Genomic DNA, 21347 nt, shown 5'->3' on the forward strand with positions numbered 1-21347 from the left:
CGCCCGCTATAATGAACGCTCGTGAACACCGCAACCGTTACCGCCGTAGTCGTCTCCTACAACCGCCCGCAGCTGCTGCGCGAATGCCTCGACGGCATCGCCGCGCAGAACCGCCCGGCCGACCGCGTGATCGTGATCGACAACGCCAGCACCGACGACGCAGCGGCCGTGGCCAAGTCCCACCCGATCGGGGCCGACGTGGTGGAGCTGAGCCGCAACTACGGCGGGGCCGGCGGGTTCTGCGCCGGCATGGCGCTGGCCGTCGCGGGCGCGCCGCAGCCCGACTTCCTGTGGGTCATGGACGACGACACGGTTCCCACGCCCACCGCGCTCAACGAACTGCTCAAGGCCACGCAGGCCTGCCGCGACGCCAACGGGACGCTGCCCGCCGTGCTGGGTTCCAAGACCCTGTGGACCGACGGCCGCGAGCATCCCATGAGCCGTCCCCGCCCGCGCACATGGCTGTTCCGCGGCGAACGCGACCTGCCCGGCTGCGGGGGCGCGTTCCAGGCGCGTTCCATGTCGTTCGTGTCCTGCCTGATCAACGTGCAGGCCATGCTCGCGCTCAAGGCGCTGCCCCGCGCCGCGTTCTTCCTGTGGAACGACGACTTCGAGTTCACCACGCGGCTGCTCCGGCGCGGCATCGGCTACTACGTGCCCTCGAGCGAGGTGGTGCACAAGACCAAGGTGTTCGGCTCGTCCGACGCGGACCCCGGCGAGCGGTTCCGCTTCGAGGTGCGCAACAAGATCTGGATGATGCGCGCCTGCCGCGGCGACTTCTCGGGGCGCGAATACGCGGAGTTCCTGCTCAAGACCGTGCGCCGCTGGGCGCTCACGTTCGCCCGTTCCGGCGACCGCGCGCTGCTGCGCCGCGCCGGCATGCGGGGCCTGCGCGAGGCTCTGGGCGCGAAGCCGTCGCCGAACGCCGAGCTGCTCGCCGACGAGCCGGCCGTGGCGCAGGCCGTGCGCGCGATCGAGGACTGACCACGTAGCTTTCCGGTGGACTACGGGCATTGCCAGCCGGCCCGAAATCATAAATCCGATTTGTGTGGTTCTTTTTCGCTTTGTCCCCGGTAAGGGCCCGCGGAAAACGGCGGAACGACGGCGGGGATACCCGTCCTCACGCCGATTTCGACCGCACAAATCGGAAATGCGGATGTAGTTTCGGCGTAATTCGGCATATTTCCCCTTCGCCGCGGGCAAACGGGTTGGCAATATCTCATATTGGTGTATAGTGGCGCTTGCAAGTTTCAGGGAAGGTGCAATTCCTTACTGGCGGTAACGGCGCATCCGGCGTTCACAACGGAGGCGCGCCGAAGCCCGCGACCCGCGAATGCGGCTGATCCGGTGAAAATCCGGGGCCAACGGTTACAGTCCGGATGGAAGAAACGAGGTGCTCCCATGAGCGTGTCTTCGCCTACCACCAATCATTCCACCGGCGTCTCGGATTCCGGACGCTGGTCCGCCAAGCGCATCGCGGTCTACGCGCTGTTCGTCGCGCTGACCATCGTGCTCAGCTTCGTCGAATTCCCCATCCTGCCGGGCGTGCAGTGGCTCAAGTACGATCCCTCCGGCATCGTGGCGCTCGTCGCCGGCTTCGCCTACGGTCCGGCCGCCGCGGCGATCGTCTCCGTGCTCGGCTTCGTGCCGCACGTGTTCACCGACCCGTGGGGCGCGGCGATGGCCATTCTCGTCTCGCTGGCGCTGAGCCTGCCCGCCGCCCTCGTGTACAAGCGCAACCGCACGCGCACGGGCGCCGTGATCGGCATCATCGTGGGCGCGGTCGTGGCCGTTGTGGCGGCCATCGGCGGCAACCTCGTCGTCTCGCCGTTCTACTTCAACATGCCGGTTTCGGCCGTGGTGCCCATGATCGTGCCGATCCTGCTGCCGTTCAACATCATCAAGATGGCGATCCACGGCGTGGTCACGTTCCTCATCTACAAGCCGATCTCCAATCTGCTGGACAAGCGCGCGTAGCACCCGTTTCCCTTTCCACCGTGGGGCGCGGCCTTCCCGAACGGGGCCGCGCCCCACGCGCGTATCCATCGCACCGCAACCACACGGAAAGCACCCATGACATCCCCTGCAATTTCCGAAGCCGACTCCCCCGCCATCCGTCTCAGCGGCATCCGATTCCGCTACCACGACTCGGCCGCGTGGGCGCTCGACGGCATCGACCTGACCGTGCGCCACGGCGAATACGTGTGCGTCGTGGGCGCGAACGGTTCCGGCAAATCCACGCTCGCGCTGATCATGGCCGGGCTGGCCGCGCCGGACGAGGGCACGGTCGAACTGCTCGGGCACCGGGTGTTCGACGACGCCGGCGCGCATCCGGACGAGTACCGGGCCGCGCGCCACGGCATCGGCATGGTGTTCCAGAACCCGGAGGACCAGATCGTCACCACGGTGCTTGCGGACGACGTGGCGTTCGGTCCGGAGAACCTCGGCATGGCACGCCCGGACATCGTCCGGCATGTGGATGCCGCACTGGACGCCGTGGACATGGCCGGCCACGCGCCCGACGATCCGACGCGCATGTCCGGCGGGCAGCAGCAGCGCTCCGCGATCGCCGGCATGCTCGCCATGGACCCGCGCCTGCTCATCCTCGACGAGCCGACCGCCATGCTCGACACGGTGGCGCGCGCGGACATCATGCGCATCCTCGACACCCTGCACGCGCGCGGCACCACCATCGTGCACATCACGCACAGTCCGGACGAGGCGCACCGGGGCACGCGCGTCGTGGAGATCGCGAACGGCCATGCGGTCGGCGACGAGACGATCATCCCCATGTCGCACGGGCGCGCTGCCGCCAAGGACGCCGACGGCGCCGACGGGGGTTCCTCCTCGCTGCCGTCCGACATCGCCACTGACGGCGGCGCAACCGACGGCACCGAACCCACCGAACCCACCGAACATGCCGAACATGCCGACCCCGTCATCGCCGTCCGGGATCTGTCCTTCGCTTACACGTCCGGCGAGCCCGTGCTCTCCGGGTTCAACCTCGACGTGCGCGCCGGCGAAACGGTCGCGCTCGTCGGGCGCAACGGCGCCGGCAAGTCCACGCTGGCCCGTCTCGTCTGCGCGCTCGGCAAGCCGCAGTCCGGCACGATCACCGTGCACGACATCGACACGGTCCGCGCCGGCAAGCGCGAACGCAAGGAGCTGCGCCGCCACGTGGGCTACGTGATGCAGCATCCGGAGCGCCAGCTGTTCGCGGACACCGTGCGCGAGGACGTCGCCTACGGCCCGCGCAATCAGGAGCTGCCTGCGGACGAGGTGAACCGGCGCGTGGACGAAGCGCTGGATCTGCTGGGCATCGCGCATCTGGCCGATCGCTCCCCGTTCGACCTGTCCGGCGGGCAGCAGCGGCTCGCGGCCATCGCCGGCGTGATCGCCTGCCGCCCGGACGTGCTGGTCATGGATGAGCCGACCGCGAGTCTGGACGCCCGCGCGACGGCCCGCATTCGCGATCTCATCCGCACGCTGCATGCGCGGGGCGTGACGATCATGCTCATCACGCACGCACGCGAGGAACTCGCGCTGGCCGACCGCGTGGTGGACCTGTCGCGGAGCGCGGCGCCCCGCCCGGAGGCCGCCGCCGGACGCCGGACGACGGGCATGCGCGAAATGCGCGAGACGCACGAGACGCACGAACGGGACCGCGCCGACGCGGTGTCTCGCATGGATCCGCGCGTCAAGATGGCGTTGACGCTGCTGCTCATGTTCTCCGCGTTCGCGATCAGCGACGTGTGGCAATTGCTTGCGGGCGCGGCGCTGGTGGGCGCAGCGATCGCCGTGGCGCGCATCAACCCGCTGCGCCTGCTGGGGACCGTGCACCCGTTTCTGGCGCTGTTCGCCGTCACCGGCGCCGCCAACGTGTTCTTCGTGCGCACAGGCACGCCGGTGTGGAGCTTCGGTCCGGTCACCATCACCGACGACGGCCTGTGGACCATGGTGATCTACGTGCTCCGCTTCGCGCTGGTGATTCTGCTGGGCGCGGTGTTCCTCACGCGCACCACGCCCACGCAGATGACCGACGCGTTCGAGTCGCTGCTCTCCCCGCTCGCCAGGCTCGGCGTGCACACGCACGAGCTGTCGCTGGTCATGTCGCTGGCGCTGCGGTTCATCCCCACCCTGACCGGCGAGGCGCGTGCCGTCGCGGATGCGCAGGCGGCCCGTGGCGGCGGCATCGAGACCGGCTCTCCCATGCAGCGAGCCCGCGCGATGGGCGCGATCGTGGTGCCGGTGTTCGCCGGTACGCTGCGGCACGCGGACAATCTGTCCCGCGCACTGGACGCCCGTTGCTACGAGGGAGGTTCCGGGCGCACGCATTACCGGGTCATGGCCGTGGGCGCCCGCGATGTCGCCGCGATGCTCGTCGTGGCCGTCTATCTGGGGACGCTCGTCGCCCTCGCCTTCATCCGATAGCCCGTCAGCGCGTCCGCCGGCACCAGCGGACGCACTTCGCCGCTAGTCCGACAGTTCCCTGCGCCGCAGTCTGCGCACGCTGAACGCCCACAGTGCCACGCCCAGTGCAAGCCCGATGAGCGCCACGCCCGGTTCCACGCCGGGCACGGTGACGAACCGGCTCAGCGGATTGCGGAGCATGTACAGGTTCACCCCCAGCAGCCTGCCGGCGATGAATGCGATCACCGCACCGACCGGAATGACCGCGATGAGCAGCCGGATCATATTCGGCCGCGCCCTGACGATCCATGCGGCCAGTAACCCGCTCGCCGCGCCGACCGGAACGGCGGTCAGCACCACCGCCGCGATGTACTGCGCCACGGTCCAGTCGAACCAAAGGAGCGGCGGATCGTAGGACAGCAGCGGCATGTTGAGGCACGGCCACACGCGATGGGCCGTCCATCCGGCCCAAAGTCCCGCAATGACGGCCGAGAGCAGCGCCGAGGACAGTCCGATGGCGACCGCCTGCGTTCCCATCACCGCCCGTCCGGCGCGCGACGACCACTGCAGCCGTCGCATGCCCGTTTGCCTGTCCTGCGTGAGCGTGGACATGGTGAGCAGGATCGCACCCACCGCCACGGCCGCGAACAACGGCGGGCCCGATGACGAGACGGCGTCCTCGATGTTGAGGTCCAGCATGCTGCGCGCGTCGTATTGGGCCGCGATGCGTTCAACGCGTCGGGCCGCCAAGGCGGGCAGCGGGTCGCGCGGTTCGTTGCGGAAGCCGAGCGCCATGGCGGCGTATTGGCGCAGGGACGACTCGAAGTGCCCGGGGCTTTCGTCGATCTGCGACAGCAACGACGACGCCTGGCTCATCGTGCGGTAGGACGGCAGTTCTCCCAGTTGGACGATCAGCTCCCAGTCGCTTTCGCCGATCGTCGAGGGCAGACCCGCATCCCATGCCTCGTAGCTGCGCGCATCAACGACGCCCCGCGCCCTGGCGGCCGGAACCGAAGCGACATCCCGGTCGAATTGTGCCACGGCTTCGTCGTATTCCCGTTGCAGCGCCGGCTTCGCCTGTTCGACGGTCAGACCATAGCGCGTGCTGAGCGTCACGGGATCGTTGTCGGGATCGGTGTAAGCGCCGAGCGGCGTGTTGCCCACGATGAACAGCCAGGTCACCATGCACACCGCCGCGACGCCCATCAGCGGCAGCGGCCGCCAGATCTTGCGCATTTCCCAAGCCAACAGTCGCATGTTCATGATCGTTGCTCCCCATCTTGTCGTGTACTCGTCATGTCCGTCCCCGCTCGCATCCCGTGCTCATGCGACGGGCAGCTCGCGCCGCCGGAGCAATCGTGCGTCGACCGTCCACAACGCCACCGCGAGCACGAGGATCGCCGCCAGCGCGATCGTCTCCACGCCCGGCACCATGAGCAGCCGGTTCAGTGGATTGGCGAGGTATCCGAGATGCGCGCCGATCCGGAATTTCACCAGGCATCCGGCGGCGACGCCCACGGGGATCGCCACGAGCAGCATGCGGATGTAGTTCTGCCGTGCCCTGACGATCCACGCGGCGACGAGGGACAGAGCCAGCGACGCCAAAACCGCCACGGCGGCATAGGCGACGAGGTATTGGAGCACGGTCCAGTCGAACCATGGCATGTCGGTCGCCAGCGCGGTGTTGATGCCCGTGCCGAGCACCGGCCGCAGCCGCACGGCCAGCCAGGCTGCCCAGACGGTCCCCACCGTCAGCGCGGCCAGTGCCGCCGAACACCCCACGGCCGCCGCCTGCCAGGACCGTACCGACCGGCCGGTGCGCGACGCCCATTGCAGCGACGGGAGGCGCAGCTGGCGGTCGCGGGTCATGGTGAACATGGTCAGGAGCATGGCGCACAGCACCGCCGTGACCATCATGGTGCCGCCGGATTCCTGAATGGTGCTGATCACGCCGTACCCGAGCAGGCTGCGCCGCCCGGCCTGCGCCACCAACTGGTCGATGCGCCTTGCCGCCGCACCGGGAACGTCACCGCACGGGGCGCCCTGCGGGAAGCCCCGGACGAAGCAGACGCCGTCGTTCAGCGTCGCGCGAATCTGCTCGCCGTCCGTTTCGGCGTACCGCAGCAGGAATTCGAGCGAGTTGACGCGCTCGTAGGAGGACAGGGCGTACGCGTCGATCGCCGACGAATCCCCGCCCGCGGCGATCATGCGGTCCTGCCAGTCATGATAGGAGTCCCAGTCCGTGACGCCCTGCTCGCGGGCCGCGGGATCGGCCGCCATGTCAGCGGCGAACGCCGCCTTGGCCTTCTCCAGTTCGGTTTGGACGGCACGCCGGGTTTCCGGCGTGTACACCGGTCCGAATTCGGCGCTTTCCACCACCACGTCGACGTTCCGGTACGGTCCTTCGACCAGATGCGTCTGGTTGGCGGCGAACAGTGCACCGACGACGAACACGGCGAGCGCGGCGATTAACGGCAACGGCCGCCAGATTTTGCGCATCTCCGCGAGGAAGACTCTCCGGTTCATGTCAGGTCCTTTCCCGAGTACGCCCGGCGCGCCACGATGAGCGCCACGGCGAAGTATCCGACGGATATGAGCGTCACGACGGTTTCCTGCCAGGGGAGCATGGCGTGCGTGCCCATGTCCGTGAACCATTGCGACGCGTTGGCGAGCGCGTACATCGGCTGGATGCCGAGCAGCTGGTAGGCCAACGCGTCGTGGATGAACATCATGGCGACGAGTCCGGCAACGCCGAACGCCATGACGACGCCGAACGCGGCGAGCACGTTGCGCAGGAGCATGCCGAGCGCGCCGGCGAACAGCGTGAACGCGAGCGTGAACAGCAGGCCGAGCCCGAGCGAGGCGCACAGGTATCCGCCCATGCTGAAATCCGCCCATGTGAGGAACGGCTGCAGGCCGACGTCCGTGCTGACGCCGAGCATGCGGCTGGACACGCTGGACGACCACAGGCCGGGTATGCGGAAGACCAGCGCGAAGACGAGCGGGACCGCCGCCGCGATGACGAGGTAGGCGGCGGTTGAACAGCAGACGCCGACGGCCAGTTTGCGGTTCATGGTCCGCCGGCCCGTGCGGCTGGCGTTGACGAGCGGATCCAGACGGTGGAATCGGTCGCCGCCGACGGCGTACAGCATGATGATCGGGCCGAGGATCATGCCTTCGACCATGGTCGCCTGAACGACGGTCGCGGCGACGGAGTGCAGGAGCGTGGTGAGCGAGCCGGCCGCGAAATCGTCCGACGCGCCCGTGGCCGCCAGATGTTCGGCCCGTGATTGCAGCCATTGCGCTTTGAGCCGCATTTGCAGGGCGAGGTGCGGGTGCCCTTGCGCGTCGAGGACGGCCGCGTACCAGTCACCGGCTGCGATGGCGTCGTAGCCTTCGTATCCCGGTCCGAAGCCCGACTGCACGTAGCGCAGCAGGGCGTCGCGTTCGTCCGACGCGGGCTGCGCGGCGAGCGCGGCGACGAACCGCTCGTCCACTGTGGTGCCCGCGTTCGCGGCGGTTCGGGCCGCGTAGGCCAGATCGTCCCGCCATCCCGCGGATATGCCGGTGCCGACGATCATCCACGAGTTGAGCAGCAGACACAGCGCCAGAAACCCCCACAGCGCCGGGAGCCGGACGACGTTGCGCAGTTCCCAAGCGCAGATCGATCCGGTATTGCCCCGCCGTGCGCCGGCCCGCTCCGTCTTCGTTCCGATCGGTACCGTGTGCCGCGCCATGGGAGTCACTCCCCGTAGATCATGAGGAACGCGTCCTCGAGATTGGGCACGACGGGCGTGATCGCATCGGCTGCGGCGAGCGGCGCGGGCGAGTAGATGCGCTGGCGGGTTTCGGTCCCGTACTGCACTTCGCTCAGCAGCTTCCGTCCGTCACCGAGCGGCATGCCGCCGGGCACCTCCCACACGTGTCCCTCAAGTTCTCCGCAGATCGTGGCTGGCGTGTCGCACCGCAGCACCTGCGCGTTCTTGAGCATGATGATTTTCCCGGCGATCGTCTCCAGATCGGAGACGATGTGCGTGGAGAGGATGACGATGCGGTCCGCGGCCAGATCGTGGATGATGTTGCGGAACCGCACGCGCTCCTTGGGGTCCAGGCCGGCGGTCGGCTCGTCGAGGATGAGCAGCTGCGGCTCGGCGATGAGGGCCTGTGCGATGCCGACGCGCTGGATCATGCCGCCGGAGAACGTCTTCATCTTCTTGTCCGCCGCGTCCGCGAGACCCACGAGGCCGAGCAGCTTTTCGATGCGCTTGTCCGCCCGGGCGCGCCGCACGCCCTGCAGCGCCGCGATGTAGCGCAGGAACTGGCGGGGCGTGTAGTTCGGATAGTAGCCGAACTCCTGCGGCAGGTATCCGAGCAGCCCGCGGTACCGGTCGTCCATGGCGATGATGTCCTCGCCGTTCCACCGGATCGACCCGTCCGTGGGGAACAACAGCGTGGCGAGCATCTTCATGAGCGTGGACTTGCCCGCGCCGTTGGGAGCGAGCAGTCCGTACACGCCCTGTTCGAACGTGAGGTTGACGTCCCTGAGGACGGTGGTGCCGGAAAACGTTTTGGTGACATGTTCGACGGTGAGCATGATCGGAGCCTTTCTCCACGATGTGGAAGTTGTATGATGCGGCGACTGCTAGGCGAACGCCTCGGCGCGACGGGAGGCGGGAACGTTCATGTATCGGCGCAGCGCGTAGAGGAACGCCACCGCGAGCGCCGCCGCGATGCCCAGGCTCACCGCCGCGGGCAGACGTTCCATCATCCCGGCGACCCGGTCCGAAAAGGCCCATGCGGCGCCGCCCGCCGCAAGCCACGCCACGGGCATGACCGCCGCGCTCGCCGGCCACGCGCACCGGGCGTCCACGGCAAGCTGTCCGAGCGCGAACAGGAACAGCGACGCGAAGGACACGCCCAGCATGGTGAGCACGGGCAGGCGCCTGCCGCTCAGCGCGGAGACGACGACGCATCCCATCGTGTCGGCCGTCACCGACGCCGCGCCGAAGGCCAGCATGCGCACGGCGGCGAGGCGATGGAACGACCACCTGCATACGCGCCACAGGTCAAGCGTCCGCCGCTCCCGTTCCCGGAGCATGATGAGCAGATGCACAAACTCGTACAGGAACGGCGACGCCAGAAACATGAGGATCATCAGCCGGCCCTGCGCGGCGGAATCCCTTTGCATGAAGCCGTCGGCGCCCGCGGCCAGCAGTCCCCAGACGCACGCGGCGGCCAAGCATCCCAGAAACACGCAGTCCCATACGCCGAAGAACAGGCTGCGCAGGCCGGCGGACCGGACGAGTTCGGCCACGGAATCCACGAGCCGCATTCGCGCGGGCATGCCGCGCGTCACGATCATGGCGACGCTGGCGTCCCGTTCGGCCTTGTCGGGGTAGGGAATGCGCCCGCCCGGCGCATCGTCAATGGGTCTCATCGCCGAACTCCTTTCTCAGCATGGCCATCAGTCTGTAGTACCGCGCCTTGACGGTGGATTCGCTCTCCCCCGCCGCGGCGGCGATCTGCGCGAAGCCTTGCCCCGCGTAGAGGTGAAGCCGGAACGCCTCCTGCACGGCCGGATCGCATGCCGCCACGCGTTCCTCGATCCGCCCGAGCAGCTCCCGGTTCGCGACGAGTTCGGCCGTGTCCGCGAGGCGTTCGTCCGGCACGTCCCACGAAGCGCCGTCCTCCGCCGAGTCCAGCGACACCGCTTCCGGATTCGTCCGGCGTCGGAAGTCGATCACCTTGTAGGCCGCGATGCGGTACAGCCATGTGGTGAACGAAGCCCGATCCGGGTCGTAGGAGGGCAGGGACTTGAGGGCCGCGATGAACGTCTCCTGCGTGAGGTTCATGGTCTCCTCCCGGTCGCCCACCTGCCGGTAGACGAAGGCGAACAGCCCGTCGTAATGCTCGCGCACCAAGGCGTCGGCGGCCCGTTCGGATCCATGGAGGATCCGGCGGATCCAAGCCGCGTCGCGGTCCCTGCGCCGCGCGCCCGATGCGGAGCCGAACATGTCACCTCCTTGCCGAGTGTTGCGGGTGTCGGATCGACTTTCCGTCTCCAGTGAAGTATTCGTCCGGCCCCTTCGGATAGTTGCACGGCGTGTCGCGCATACGAAAAGGCCGGCCTTCCCGTGTGGAAAGACCGGCCTTGTTCGTCAGCGATGACGTCTGCCGCTCATCCGTTACTCGCCGTCGGTCGCGGAGCCCGTCTCGGGGGCAGAGGCGGACCCGGAGTCCACCAATTCCGGCGTCGCGGCGTCCTTGCCGTCGCCGTCACCGGCGTCGGCTTCGCCGTCCGTCTTGTTGGCGTCGGCGTTCTGGAACGGCTCGCCCTTGAAGGTGAACTCGCCCAGAATGCCCTCGCCCTCGGCGTCCACGGTGACCTTCTCGCCGTCCTCGAGCTCGCCCATGAGGATCTTCTCGGAGATGGCGTCCTCGATGTCGCGCTGGATGACGCGGCGCAGCGGACGGGCGCCGAGCAGCGGGTCGAAGCCCTTCTCGGCGAGCAGGTCCTTGGCCTTGTCCGTGAGTTCGAGCGACATGTGGCGGTCGAACAGACGCTGGTTGAGCAGCGACACGTCGAGGTCGACGATCTGGCGCACCTGCGGCTCGGTGAGCTGGCGGAACACGATGATGTCGTCCAGACGGTTGAGGAACTCGGGACGGAACTGCTGCTTCAGCTCCGCGCTCACCTGATCCTTCATGCGCTGGTAGCTCGACTCGGTGTTGCTGCCCAGCGAGAAGCCGGTGGTCGCGGACTTGGCGATGTCCTTGGAGCCGAGGTTCGTCGTGAGGATGATGATGGTGTTCTTGAAGTCCACCTTGCGGCCCTGCCCGTCGGTCAGATGGCCGTCGTCCAGCACCTGCAGCAGCGTGTTGAAGATGTCCGGATGGGCCTTCTCGATCTCGTCGAACAGCACCACGGAGAACGGCTTGCGGCGCACCTTCTCGGTGAGCTCGCCGCCCTCCTCGTAGCCCACGTATCCCGGGGGCGCGCCGAAGAGGCGGGAGGCCTGGTACTTCTCGGAGAACTCGGACATGTCCACGCGGATCAGCGCGTCCTCGTCGTCGAACAGGAACGAGGCGAGCGCCTTGGCGAGCTCCGTCTTGCCCACGCCGGTCGGGCCGGCGAAGATGAACGAACCGGTCGGGCGCTTCGGGTCCTTGAGGCCCACGCGGGCGCGGCGGATGGAGCGCGACAGCGCTGCCACGGCCTCGTCCTGGCCGATGATGCGCTTGTGCAGTTCGGCCTCCATGCCCATGAGCTTCTTGGATTCCGCCTGGGTGAGCTTGAACACCGGGATGCCGGTGCTGGAGCTGATCACCTGGGCGATCACGTCCTCGTCCACGACCATCTTGACGTCGGACTCGCCCTCGCGCCACGAGGATTCCTTGCTCTTGCGCTCGGATTCCAGCTTCTCCTGGCTGTCGCGCAGCTGCGCCGCCTTCTCGAAGTCCTGGTCCTTGATGGCCTTGTCCTTCTCGTCGGAGATCTTGGCGATCTTCGAATCGAGCTCCTTGAGCTCGGGCGGGGCGGTGAGGCGCTTGATCCTCAGGCGCGCGCCGGCCTCGTCGATCAGGTCGATGGCCTTGTCCGGCAGGTTGCGGTCCTGAATGTAGCGCGCCGACAGCTCGGCGGCCGCCTGCAGGGCGCCGTCCGTGATGGTCACGTGGTGGTGGTTCTCATAGCGCTCGCGCAGGCCCTTGAGGATCTCGATGGTCTCCGCGATGGACGGCTCGTGCACCTGAATCGGCTGGAAACGACGCTCGAGGGCCGCGTCCTTCTCGATGTACTTGCGGTACTCGTCCGTGGTGGTGGCGCCGATGGTCTGGAGCTCGCCGCGCGCCAGCATGGGCTTGAGCATGTCGGAGGCGCCCAGGGCGCCGTCCGCGGAGCCCGCGCCCACGATGGTGTGGATCTCGTCGATGAACAGCACGATGTCGCCGCGGGTCTTGATCTCCTTGAGAACCTTCTTGAGGCGTTCCTCGAAGTCGCCGCGGTAGCGGGAGCCGGCCACCATGGAGCCGAGGTCCAGCGAGTAGACCTGCTTGCCCTTGAGGGTCTCCGGCACGTCGCCGGCGTTGATCTTCTGCGCGAGGCCCTCGACGACCGCGGTCTTGCCGACGCCCGGCTCGCCGATGAGCACCGGGTTGTTCTTGGTGCGGCGGGACAGCACGACCATGACGCGCTCGATCTCCTCCGAGCGGCCGATGACCGGGTCCAGCTTGCCGGCGGCGGCCTCGGCGGTCAGGTTGCGGCCGAACTGGTCGAGGATGGCCGAACCGGTCTGGTTGGCCTTGTTCTGCACGCCGCCCGCGTTGGCCAGATCGCCCTTGCCGGAATCCGAGCCGGAACCGGAGTTGCCGCGGATCATGTCGATCGTGGCGGTGCGCAGCTCGCCCAGATCCACGCCCATCTTGATGAGCACCTGCGTGCCCACGCCCTCGCCCTCGCGGATGAGGCCGAGCAGGATGTGCTCAGTGCCGATGTAGCTGTGCCCGAGCTGCAGCGCCTCCCTGAGGCTCAGCTCCAGCACCTGCTTGGCGTGCGGGGTGAAGGGAATGTGGCCGTTGGGAGCGGCGTTGCCCTTGCCGATCATCTCCTCGACCTGCTTGCGGGTGGGATCGAGTTCCACTCCCTTGGAGGCGAGCGCCTTCGCGGCGATGCCTTCGCCCTCGCGGATCAGACCGAGCAGCAGGTGCTCGGTGCCGATGTAGTTGTGCTGAAGGGAGCGGGCTTCCTCCTGCGCGAGCACGATGACGCGCCGCGCACGGTCGGTAAACCGTTCGAACATGCTTGTCCTTCCTGTGAAACTTCTCAATACTCTACCGACTTACGGTGACGTTTATTCGTTTTGTCCATGTGATTGCGCTCACAGCAAGGAAAAGACCGATATGCTGGAGACATGGAAGACAACGGAGCTCTTCCGCAAGGAGGAATGATGACTCAGTCCGCAATGAACGCAGCCGACATCGTGGTCGGCGTCGATGGTTCCGACGAGTCCTTCGCCGCGCTGAAGTTCGCTTTGAAGGAGGCCGCGATCACCGGTCAGAAGGTGAACGCGGTCTTCGGATGGACGCATTCATGGGACATGGGCGCGGAGCCGGACGACGACGAGTCCTGGAGCAAGGTGCGCCGCGAGATCAGCGCCACGCTGCGCGAATGGGTGGAGAAGGCGTCCACGGGCATCGAATTCGATCCGGGGAATCTGGAGCTGACGTCGGTCAAGGCGACCGGCACGTCCGCGCTGCTGCAGATCGGCGCGAATGCGCAGCAGATCGTGGTCGGGCGCCGTTCGCTCGGCCGCGTGGCCCGCTGGTTCATGGGCTCCCTGTCCGCCTCGCTCGCGGAGGAGTCGAAGCGCCCGGTCACCGTTGTGCGCATTCTGGACGACGAGGCGCAGAACGTGCAGGACGCGATCGCCAACGCCCTGACGCCGGTGGACGCGCACGTGCGCGTCGAGGCTCCCCAGCGGGCCGTCTCCCCTGACCGCCGTCCGGTGGTCGTGGGCGTGGACGGCTCGGAGACGAGCGCGCACGCGCTGGACTTCGCCATCCACGAGGCGGCGACGCACCAGCGCCCGCTGCATGTGATGTTCTGCTGGCAGCTCAAGGATCTGGGCGTGATCGAAGGCTACGAGAACGCGATCGCGCCGATCGAGGCCGGACAGCGCCGCGCCGAGGAGATCGTCAACGGCATGGTCGCCAAGGCCACGATCCCCGAGGGCGTGGTGTCGGTGGAGGCGCACGCCTTCCACATCCCGGCCGCCAAGGGGCTCATCAGCGCGTCCCGCTACGCCAGCTGGCTAGTGGTCGGCTCGCGCGGCCTGTCCGGTTTGGACGCGCACTTCCTCGGTTCCGTGTCCAAGCAGATCGTGAACTTCGCCGAATGCACGGTGACCGTGGTGCACTGACGTTTGCGCCCGCCGCAACGGCGTCGGCATCACGCCGAATACGCATAAAGGGGATGACCGCCGGCCTCATGGGCTCGGTGGCCATCCCCTTTATGCGTTGGTCATTCGCCGGCCGCCACGGATTCAGCGGTCTTCGGCATGCCCTTCATCGGCGTCGCGCTCCACGGCTTCGCTTTCGTCATCCTCGTCCCCGTCGTCCGCCGGTTTGGTCAGGTCGACGGTGGCGACGACCTCCGGTTCGTCCGGGTCCGCGGCGTGTTCGGCGATGTCCTCGTCGGTCGCCTCATCGTCCGGCACGGTCTGCGCCTCGATGTCCTCGTCGGTCGCCTCGTCGGAATCGGCTTCGGCCGCGGCCTCATCATCCTCAGTCTCCGGGTCGGATTCCGGCTCCTCGGACGACGCTTCGCCGGGCTCATCGGGCTCGACTGGCTCGTCGGCCGCGATTTGCCCGGCATCGGATGATTCGGTCTCGGAGGCTTCCGTCATGGGCGTCGCCGCGGCCGATTCCTCCGGATGCGCCGGCCGTTCGGATTCGGAGTCCGCGCCTTCGACGGTCGAACCCGCCGCAGCACCCTCTTCCGCCGCGGTCGCGTCGGTCGCGGGAGACTCGTTTTCAGTGGTTTCGGCGGCGTCGTCCGCATCCTCGCCGTCGGAGGCGAGACGGTGTCCCTCCCCCATGCGCTCGAGCAGTTCGACCTCGCCGTGCTCGTCGCGCGGACGCTGGGCCACGATGTCGATGTGCAGGTCGTCGAAGGCGGGCTTCGACTGCACCCACAGCCTGCTGGGCTGGGGCGGGTCGATTTCGGAGTGCTCGCCGCAGCCGTGGTCAAGGGAGACCACGCGGCCGTCGTCGGGGCTCCACTTGTTGGCGCACACGCCGAACATGCGGTTCAGGTCGCCCTTGAGCGGGATGAAGAATCCGCAGGACTCGCACACGGATCCGCCGGCCGTCTTGGTGGACAGCGCCTTGGGACCGTGCGGGCCGTCGTACCAGCGCTTCGCCGTCTGCGCGCGGCCGAGGGGACTCAGCACGTGGCGGCGCGACAATTCGAATTCGTCGATCGCCTCGGCCATGTCCAGCGCGGAGGTCTTCGCGGCGGCGTCCCCGGCGTCGTCCGCGGCCGGAGCCTCCTTTCCGTCGCCATTCGTCGACGCGGAAACCGTATCGGATGCGGAGTCGGCATCGGGATCGTTCGTTTCGGCGGCCGGGGCCTCGCCGTTGGCGTCGGCGTCCCCTTCGCGGGCTTCGCCGGTGCCTTCGCCGGATTCGGCGGCGGGCTCGCCGGCGGCCTCGGGCTTCGTCTCACCAGCCGCTTCCTGCTCGCGTTCGGCCTTGTCCTCGGCCTCCACGGCGTCCACCACGGCCTCGAGCTGCTCCTCGCTCAGGCCCTCCTCCAGACGCGGATCGTCCGGATCGGTGCCGATCGAATCGGTGACCGAAAGGTCCGTCGGTTCCAGACGGTCCTTCCACGGGATCCACTTCGGCGGCAGCAGCGCCTTTTCGGTGGGCAGCAGGGAGGATTCGTTCACCGTCCAGTGGTCGAGCTCCTCGTCATGGTACATGGTGACCGACCACTGCCACCCCTCGTAGCCGGGGATGTGGGCCTCAAAACGGAAATCGGTGACGCCGTCGCCCAAGTCCTGGCTGGCGACGAAATCACCCACCTCGGCCGCGTCGTCCGCCATGTCGAATGCGATCGCCTGAGCGAGCGACCGCGCCTCAAGTATCGTGTCCGGCATCAGCCCACCTTCGTCATCGTGTCCATCGGTCATCGTCGTCAACGCGCATCAGTCCTGCACGTCGAAGTTGTCGGCCACCGCGCGCAGCAGCGTGGCGAGCTTCTTGGACTCGGCCTGCGAGGGGTAGCGGTGACGGCGCAGCGTGTTGCCGGCGGAGTCCAGCAGCTTGATGAGGTCCTCGCAGATCGCGGCCATGTCGTCCGGCTTCGGGCGGGTCGCCTTGACCAGCGACGGCGCCGAGGCGATCGGGGTCACGCTCATGGCCTGGGGCCCCCTGCGCCCCTCCACCACGGAGAACTCGACCTTGGCGCCCTTGCGCAGCGTGGTGACGCCGGCGGGCAGCGCCGCCGCGGGCAGGAACACGTCGTCGCCGCCATCGATGGAGATAAAACCATACCCCTTATTGGCGTCGAACCAACGAACACGACCGCTGGGCATTCTTCAACCTCACTCATTCCCGTGCGCGGGCCCTTGCCCGCGTCTGATCAAAAAACCGAAGTAACAGTATACCTCAAGGCCGTTGACAGGTTCGCCCGTCACGCTGCGGGCGGAGTCGGTCCGTCGGCGGCGCTTCCGCCCGCCGGGGCGCCGGCCTTCCCGGACAGCCCGGCCGCATCCGCGGCGTTCGCGGCCGGCGCGGCCTTGGCGGCGTTCTTCCGGCCGCGCGACCAGCCGGACTTCTTGGTCTTCATGGGCTGCGTGCGGTCCGCCGGCGGCTCGCTCACGGTGCCCAGCGGCAGCACGATGGTGAAGGTGAGTCCCCCGCCGGGCGTCTCGGTGGCGCAGATGAGACCCTTGTGCGCCTTGGTGACGGACTGCGCGATGGACAGGCCCAGACCGGTGCCGCCCTTTTCGCGGGCGCGGGAGGGATCGGCCGTGTAGAAGCGCTCGAACACCTGCGAGCGCTTGTCCGCCGGCACGCCGGGGCCGTGGTCGATCACCTGGACGACCGCGTAGTCGTAGCCGGACTGCGTGCCCTGCGCCACCTGCACGGCTTCGATGAACCGGGCGAGCGAGGCGTCGGTGGACGGCATCTTGCCCAGCGTGTCGGGCGTGATCGACGCGGTGAGCGTGCCCACCGCCACCTGCACGGGGGAATCCGCGGGCGTGTAGCGGTGCACGTTGCCGATGATGTTCGTCACCACCTGCCTGAGCCTCGAGGCGTCGCCGGTCAGGCGCACGTCGGGCAGTTCGCCGGCGACGAAGGCCAGGCACGGCGTCCTGCGCGCGGATTCGGGCGCGCCGTCGGGCAGCACGGTCGTCATGGCCACGCGGCCGACGCTCACCCCGCGCTCCGGGTCGAGGGCGTGCAGGTCCTCGGTCGCATCGGACACGATGGAGCTGAGGTTCACCTGCTGCGTCAGGTCGATGCCGCGCCCCTCGTCCAGGCGCGCCAGCGACAGCAGGTCCTCCACGAGCACGGTCATGCGCGTGCTGGACTTTTCGATGTGCCCGATCGCCTCGTCGGCGCGTTCCAGCGCCCCCGGGTAGTCGCGCTGCATCTTGTACAGCTCGGCGTATCCGTGGATGGCGGCGAGCGGGGTTCTGAGCTCGTGGCTGGCGTCGGAGACGAAGCGCTTCATCTTCTCGGTGGTCGCCTCCTGTTCGTGGAAGCTGTATTCGATGCGGTAGAGCATGGCGTTGAGCGACGCGGACAGCGAACCGACCTCGGTGTTCTCCGGCATGGACGGCACGCGCTGGCTCAGGTCGCCGGCCGCGATCTTGGCGGCGGTCTTCTCGATGCGCTTGAGCGGCTTGAGCGTGTGGTTGACGACCAGGGAGCCGAGGCACGCGCCGAGCACCACGATGGCCGCGCCCACCATGAGGCAGTATTCGGTGATGGTCTGCACGGTGGAGGTCATGTCCCCCAGCGACAGGCCGATGTACACCACGCCGTGCGTGCCCTTGGCCTCGTCCACCCACGGCAGGGCGACCACGCGCCATGCGGCGGACGCGCTGTTGATCACCTCGCGCTGCTCGTTGGTGAGCTTGTCCTTGCTCACGTTGCGCAGCGAATCCGGCAGCTCCACGTAGGCGGGCGTGGTGAACGGCGTGCTCAGCGCCACGCCGCTCATGGATCCGGACGCCGGCAGCAGCGGCGAGGAGACGATGTTGTACTTGAGCTGCGGCGGGAAGTTGGCGTCGCCGACCACGTTGCCGTTGGCGTCGGTGAGCGTGGCGATCTGGTTGTTCGAGTCGCGGATCTGGATGAAGTAGCTGGTCACGCCCAGCGTGGTCGCGGGGTTCTGCTGGTTGAGCTTGGAGACGTTGTTGTAGACGAGCTGCGCCTGGCCGGTCAGCTGGCTGTCCATGCGGTCAAGCAGATAGCCGCTGACCATCTGGCGAATGGCGAAGGTGATGGATCCCGTGCCGGCGAACAGCAGCACGAAGATGATCACCACCAGCTTGGTGCTCAGCGGCACCTTGTCGAAATGCATGCCCAGCGGCTTGTCGTCCGCCTCCGTGCGGACGCGTCTGGTGTTGGCCGTATGCGCCATGGCTCGTTGCCCCTCAGGATTCCTTCGGCTCGCGGATCATGTAGCCGATGCCGCGCTTGGTCTGGATGAGCGGGGCCACCTTGTGCTTGGAGCCGTCCTCCCCCGTGACCTCCACGCCGTCCACCTTCTTGCGCAGGTAGGAGATGTACGATTCGACGATCGCCGCGTCCCCGCCCCAGTCGTACTGCCAGACGTGGTCGAGGATCTGCGCCTTGGACAGCACGCGCCCCTCGTTGTCCATGAGGTAGCGCAGCAGCTTGTACTCGGTGGGGCTCAGGTCCACGGGCTGGCCGGCGCGCGTCACGTCGTGCGAATCCTCGTTGATCTCCAGATCGGCCACGCGGATGATCGGGTCGTCCTCCACCTGCTCGCGCGTGCGGCGCAGGATGGCGCGGATGCGCGCCACGACCTCCTCGAGGCTGAACGGCTTGGTGACGTAGTCGTCGCCGCCCACGGTCAGGCCCATGATCTTGTCCTGCGTGTCGTCGCGGGCGGTGAGGAACAGCACCGGCGCGTCGATGCCCTCCTGGCGGATGCGGCGGGTGACGGTGAACCCGTCGATGTCCGGCAGCATCACGTCGAGCACGACGAGGTCGGGCTGCGTCTTTTCGATCACCTCGATGGCTTCGGAGCCGGACGCGGCGGTGGCCACCTCGAAGCCCGCGAAGTGCAGGGACGCGACCAGCAGTTCGCGGATGGAGGGCTCGTCATCGACAACAACGATCTTCGCTTCAATAGGTTTGCTCATGTCTCCCAGAGTGAACCACTTCGCTGGAGGTTTCCTGAATGTCGGCTGAAGTATCCGTCAGACCGCGGGCTCAGCGGACGACGGTTCGGCGGCCGTCGGATCGCCCTTCGCCCTGCCCGCGCCCGGGCGCTTATGGCTTTTGCGGCTCTTGTGGCTCGTCCGCGGCCTGCCGTCCTTCGCCCTGCGGCGCCCGCTGCCGGGCTTCTTGCGGCCGCCGCCGTGGCGCGACTGGCCGGAGCGCTTGTGCACGATGAACAGCAGGACGGACGCGACGATCACCACGCCGAGCACCACCGCGAACACGATCACGCCCACGCTGCTGGCCGTGGAGGACGTGGAGCTTTTCTTGATGCGCGCGATCGCGTCCATCATCGCCTTGGCGGATCCGGGCCAGTCGGGGTTCGTGCTGTCCGCCACGATGGGACCGAGCGCCGCCTGCGACAATTCGTCCACCGTGGACTGCTTGCGCAGCCACTCCTCGGAGTTCGAGGACACGGCCACCACGAGGTTGCCGTCCTGCGTGGCCACGGCGAGCATCACGGTGTTCGCCTCCGGATCGGTGGAGTCGAGCGTCTGCTTCGTCCACTGTTCGGGGTCCACGCCCTCACGGAACTTCGGCAGGTACATGAGCTTGACGCTCACGCCCGTCTCCGCCTTGGTCTTGTCGATCGCGTCGGTCACGGTGGCCGTGTCCTCGCCGAGCAGGTTCTCGGTGTCGATGATCGAGTCGCTGACGCTGATCGAGGCGTCCCCGGAGGCGTCGTCCGCCCAGGCGGTCGCGCCGCCGAGGCCGATGTTCGCGCCGAGCGCAAGGATCAGGCACAGCAGCAGGGCCCACATCCGCGCACCGGTGGACAACCCGGTGCGGCGACACGCCGAAGACGCGGACCGGGGGGCACGTTCGACCACAAGACCCTGTTTTGCCGAGGTGAAATCGCGATTTGTCATAGTCTCCACATTAGCGGCTGTCCGGACCGTCGCCGTCACCAATCAGACCGTCAAGGCAAACAACGAAAGGAAACACCATGCCACAGTACGTCGTCGATTCGGAGCAGATCCAGAGTTCGGCCGCCGCGGTCGCGGGATCGGTCTCCCAGATACGCAACGCGGTGAGCGGCATGTACGCCAACCTCAATGCGCTGCAGGGCGTGTGGCGCGGCGGCGCCGCCACCCAGTTCACCGCGGTGGCCCAGCAGTGGCAGGCCGCGCAGCAGCAGATGGAGCAGTCGCTCGAGGCGATCCAGAACGCGCTGCAGCAGGCCTCCATGGTCTACGCGGACGCCGAGATGAACGCCTCGCGCCTTTTCGCCAACTGACCGGGACGGCCGCACGGCCATCCCGTCGCATCCCATACCGGTGGCCCGTCTTCCAGCAACCGTGGCGGGCCGCCCTTTTCAACCGTTTCTTAATTATCAATACCTATTGATCTTTTTATTCAATAGATATGGAGTACTATATGAAGCGCAAGGACCTCATCCGAACAATCAATGATCTGGCCCGGTCAAGGGGCCTTGCATGCGAATGGAGGCAGGGCGGACGGCACACGGTCGTACGCGTGGGCGACGCGCAGGCATCCATTCCGCGGCATCGGGAGATCAACGAGATCACCGCCCGCAGCATCATCGCATACATTGAGAGGGAAACACGATGAACGTTACGGCGCAGGCCGCACGAAGCGGCAAATGGTGGGCGATCAGCGTCCCGGAGATCCCGGGACTGTTCACCCAAGTCAGGAATCTGGACGAAGCGGACGATATGGTTCGCGATGCGGCGCGCATGATGGGAATCGAAGTGGACGCCGTCACCGTCCAACCACAGCTCAATGACGAAACCGCCACACTGATCCATGAACTCAATCAGGCTCGTCGGACGGCCAAAACCATGCAGGAGCGCGCTTCATCGCTGACGCGCGACACGGCGAGGACCCTACGCGGCGAGGGACTCACGCTCCGGGACGTCGCCGCCATCATCGGCTTGACCCCACAGCGCGTCTCCGTTCTATTGCGTTGATTCACCGGCCAAGCGACATACCGG

The 21347-nt window shown here is 67.4% G+C and carries 19 protein-coding genes and 1 riboswitch; of the genes, 7 read left to right on the forward strand and 12 right to left on the reverse strand.

The features are described 5' to 3' along the window. Nucleotides 1-21: 21 nt before the first annotated feature. The 3 genes from DSM100685_RS01080 to DSM100685_RS01090 all read left to right on the forward strand — a co-directional run bounded on the left by DSM100685_RS01080 (nt 22) and on the right by DSM100685_RS01090 (nt 4431). Nucleotides 22-984 (forward strand): glycosyltransferase, encoded by a 963-nt coding sequence (locus DSM100685_RS01080; RefSeq protein ID WP_152349518.1) that lies wholly within the window; start codon nt 22-24, stop codon nt 982-984. A 258-nt stretch (nt 985-1242) separates the two neighbouring features. Then, a riboswitch (FMN riboswitch) is annotated at nt 1243-1395 on the forward strand. 6 nt (nt 1396-1401) lie between these two features. After that, nucleotides 1402-1977 (forward strand): ECF transporter S component, encoded by a 576-nt coding sequence (locus DSM100685_RS01085; RefSeq protein WP_152349519.1) that lies wholly within the window; start codon nt 1402-1404, stop codon nt 1975-1977. Nucleotides 1978-2073: 96 nt separating this feature from the next. Next, the gene (locus DSM100685_RS01090) at nt 2074-4431 is read left to right on the forward strand and encodes an energy-coupling factor transporter ATPase (RefSeq protein ID WP_152349520.1); all 2358 of its coding nucleotides are present in this window, start codon (nt 2074-2076) and stop codon (nt 4429-4431) included. Nucleotides 4432-4473: 42 nt separating this feature from the next. Here the strand turns inward: DSM100685_RS01090 and DSM100685_RS01095 are convergent, their stop codons facing one another. From DSM100685_RS01095 to DSM100685_RS01125, 7 genes are all read right to left on the reverse strand, one after another. Next, the gene (locus DSM100685_RS01095) at nt 4474-5646 is read right to left on the reverse strand and encodes a hypothetical protein (RefSeq protein ID WP_163200770.1); all 1173 of its coding nucleotides are present in this window, start codon (nt 5644-5646) and stop codon (nt 4474-4476) included. A gap of 87 nt (nt 5647-5733) precedes the next feature. Continuing rightward, complete coding sequence (locus DSM100685_RS01100; protein WP_152349522.1) at nt 5734-6936, reverse strand: hypothetical protein; 1203 nt, start codon at nt 6934-6936, stop codon at nt 5734-5736. Beyond that, nucleotides 6933-8147: a hypothetical protein gene (locus tag DSM100685_RS01105; RefSeq protein ID WP_152349523.1), complete on the reverse strand. Its 1215-nt coding sequence runs from the start codon at nt 8145-8147 to the stop codon at nt 6933-6935. The genes DSM100685_RS01100 and DSM100685_RS01105 overlap by 4 nt, the downstream gene beginning before the upstream one ends. A 5-nt stretch (nt 8148-8152) precedes the next feature. Continuing rightward, complete coding sequence (locus DSM100685_RS01110) at nt 8153-9004, reverse strand: ABC transporter ATP-binding protein (RefSeq protein ID WP_152349524.1); 852 nt, start codon at nt 9002-9004, stop codon at nt 8153-8155. Nucleotides 9005-9052: 48 nt separating this feature from the next. Continuing rightward, nucleotides 9053-9847, reverse strand: a complete 795-nt coding sequence (locus tag DSM100685_RS01115; RefSeq protein WP_152349525.1) for a hypothetical protein — start codon at nt 9845-9847, stop codon at nt 9053-9055. After that, nucleotides 9834-10424 carry an RNA polymerase sigma factor gene (locus DSM100685_RS01120; RefSeq protein ID WP_152349526.1) on the reverse strand — a complete coding sequence of 197 codons (591 nt, stop codon included), beginning with the start codon at nt 10422-10424 and terminating at the stop codon, nt 9834-9836. The genes DSM100685_RS01115 and DSM100685_RS01120 overlap by 14 nt, the downstream gene beginning before the upstream one ends. A 171-nt stretch (nt 10425-10595) precedes the next feature. Next, nucleotides 10596-13208 (reverse strand): ATP-dependent Clp protease ATP-binding subunit, encoded by a 2613-nt coding sequence (locus DSM100685_RS01125; protein WP_152349527.1) that lies wholly within the window; start codon nt 13206-13208, stop codon nt 10596-10598. A 111-nt stretch (nt 13209-13319) separates the two neighbouring features. Here DSM100685_RS01125 and DSM100685_RS01130 point away from each other — a divergent pair, with 111 nt between their 5' ends. Further along, nucleotides 13320-14327: a universal stress protein gene (locus tag DSM100685_RS01130; RefSeq protein ID WP_420837361.1), complete on the forward strand. Its 1008-nt coding sequence runs from the start codon at nt 13320-13322 to the stop codon at nt 14325-14327. Nucleotides 14328-14450: 123 nt separating this feature from the next. Here the strand turns inward: DSM100685_RS01130 and DSM100685_RS01135 are convergent, their stop codons facing one another. The 5 genes from DSM100685_RS01135 to DSM100685_RS01155 form a co-directional block, all read right to left on the reverse strand. Next, complete coding sequence (locus DSM100685_RS01135) at nt 14451-16013, reverse strand: DUF3027 domain-containing protein (RefSeq protein ID WP_420837364.1); 1563 nt, start codon at nt 16011-16013, stop codon at nt 14451-14453. A 102-nt stretch (nt 16014-16115) separates the two neighbouring features. Next, the gene (locus tag DSM100685_RS01140) at nt 16116-16505 is read right to left on the reverse strand and encodes a cold-shock protein (RefSeq protein ID WP_152349530.1); all 390 of its coding nucleotides are present in this window, start codon (nt 16503-16505) and stop codon (nt 16116-16118) included. Between the two features lie 98 nt (nt 16506-16603). Continuing rightward, nucleotides 16604-18565 (reverse strand): HAMP domain-containing sensor histidine kinase, encoded by a 1962-nt coding sequence (locus tag DSM100685_RS01145; RefSeq protein ID WP_152349531.1) that lies wholly within the window; start codon nt 18563-18565, stop codon nt 16604-16606. A 13-nt stretch (nt 18566-18578) separates the two neighbouring features. Further along, nucleotides 18579-19313, reverse strand: a complete 735-nt coding sequence (locus DSM100685_RS01150) for a response regulator transcription factor (RefSeq protein WP_152349532.1) — start codon at nt 19311-19313, stop codon at nt 18579-18581. A 57-nt stretch (nt 19314-19370) separates the two neighbouring features. Continuing rightward, nucleotides 19371-20153, reverse strand: a complete 783-nt coding sequence (locus tag DSM100685_RS01155) for a TPM domain-containing protein (RefSeq protein WP_152349533.1) — start codon at nt 20151-20153, stop codon at nt 19371-19373. Nucleotides 20154-20338: 185 nt separating this feature from the next. Here DSM100685_RS01155 and DSM100685_RS01160 point away from each other — a divergent pair, with 185 nt between their 5' ends. The 3 genes from DSM100685_RS01160 to DSM100685_RS01170 all read left to right on the forward strand — a co-directional run bounded on the left by DSM100685_RS01160 (nt 20339) and on the right by DSM100685_RS01170 (nt 21323). Then, nucleotides 20339-20629: a WXG100 family type VII secretion target gene (locus tag DSM100685_RS01160; RefSeq protein WP_152349534.1), complete on the forward strand. Its 291-nt coding sequence runs from the start codon at nt 20339-20341 to the stop codon at nt 20627-20629. 140 nt (nt 20630-20769) lie between these two features. Further along, a complete protein-coding gene (locus DSM100685_RS01165; RefSeq protein ID WP_152349535.1) occupies nt 20770-20964 on the forward strand; it encodes a hypothetical protein in 195 nt (64 codons plus the stop codon). Further along, nucleotides 20961-21323, forward strand: coding sequence for a type II toxin-antitoxin system HicB family antitoxin (locus DSM100685_RS01170; RefSeq protein WP_152349536.1), 363 nt, complete (start codon nt 20961-20963; stop codon nt 21321-21323). The genes DSM100685_RS01165 and DSM100685_RS01170 overlap by 4 nt, the downstream gene beginning before the upstream one ends. Nucleotides 21324-21347: the final 24 nt, after the last annotated feature.

This window comes from Bifidobacterium avesanii (assembly GCF_009299475.1).
GTDB classification, from domain to species: Bacteria; Actinomycetota; Actinomycetes; order Actinomycetales; family Bifidobacteriaceae; genus Bifidobacterium; species Bifidobacterium avesanii.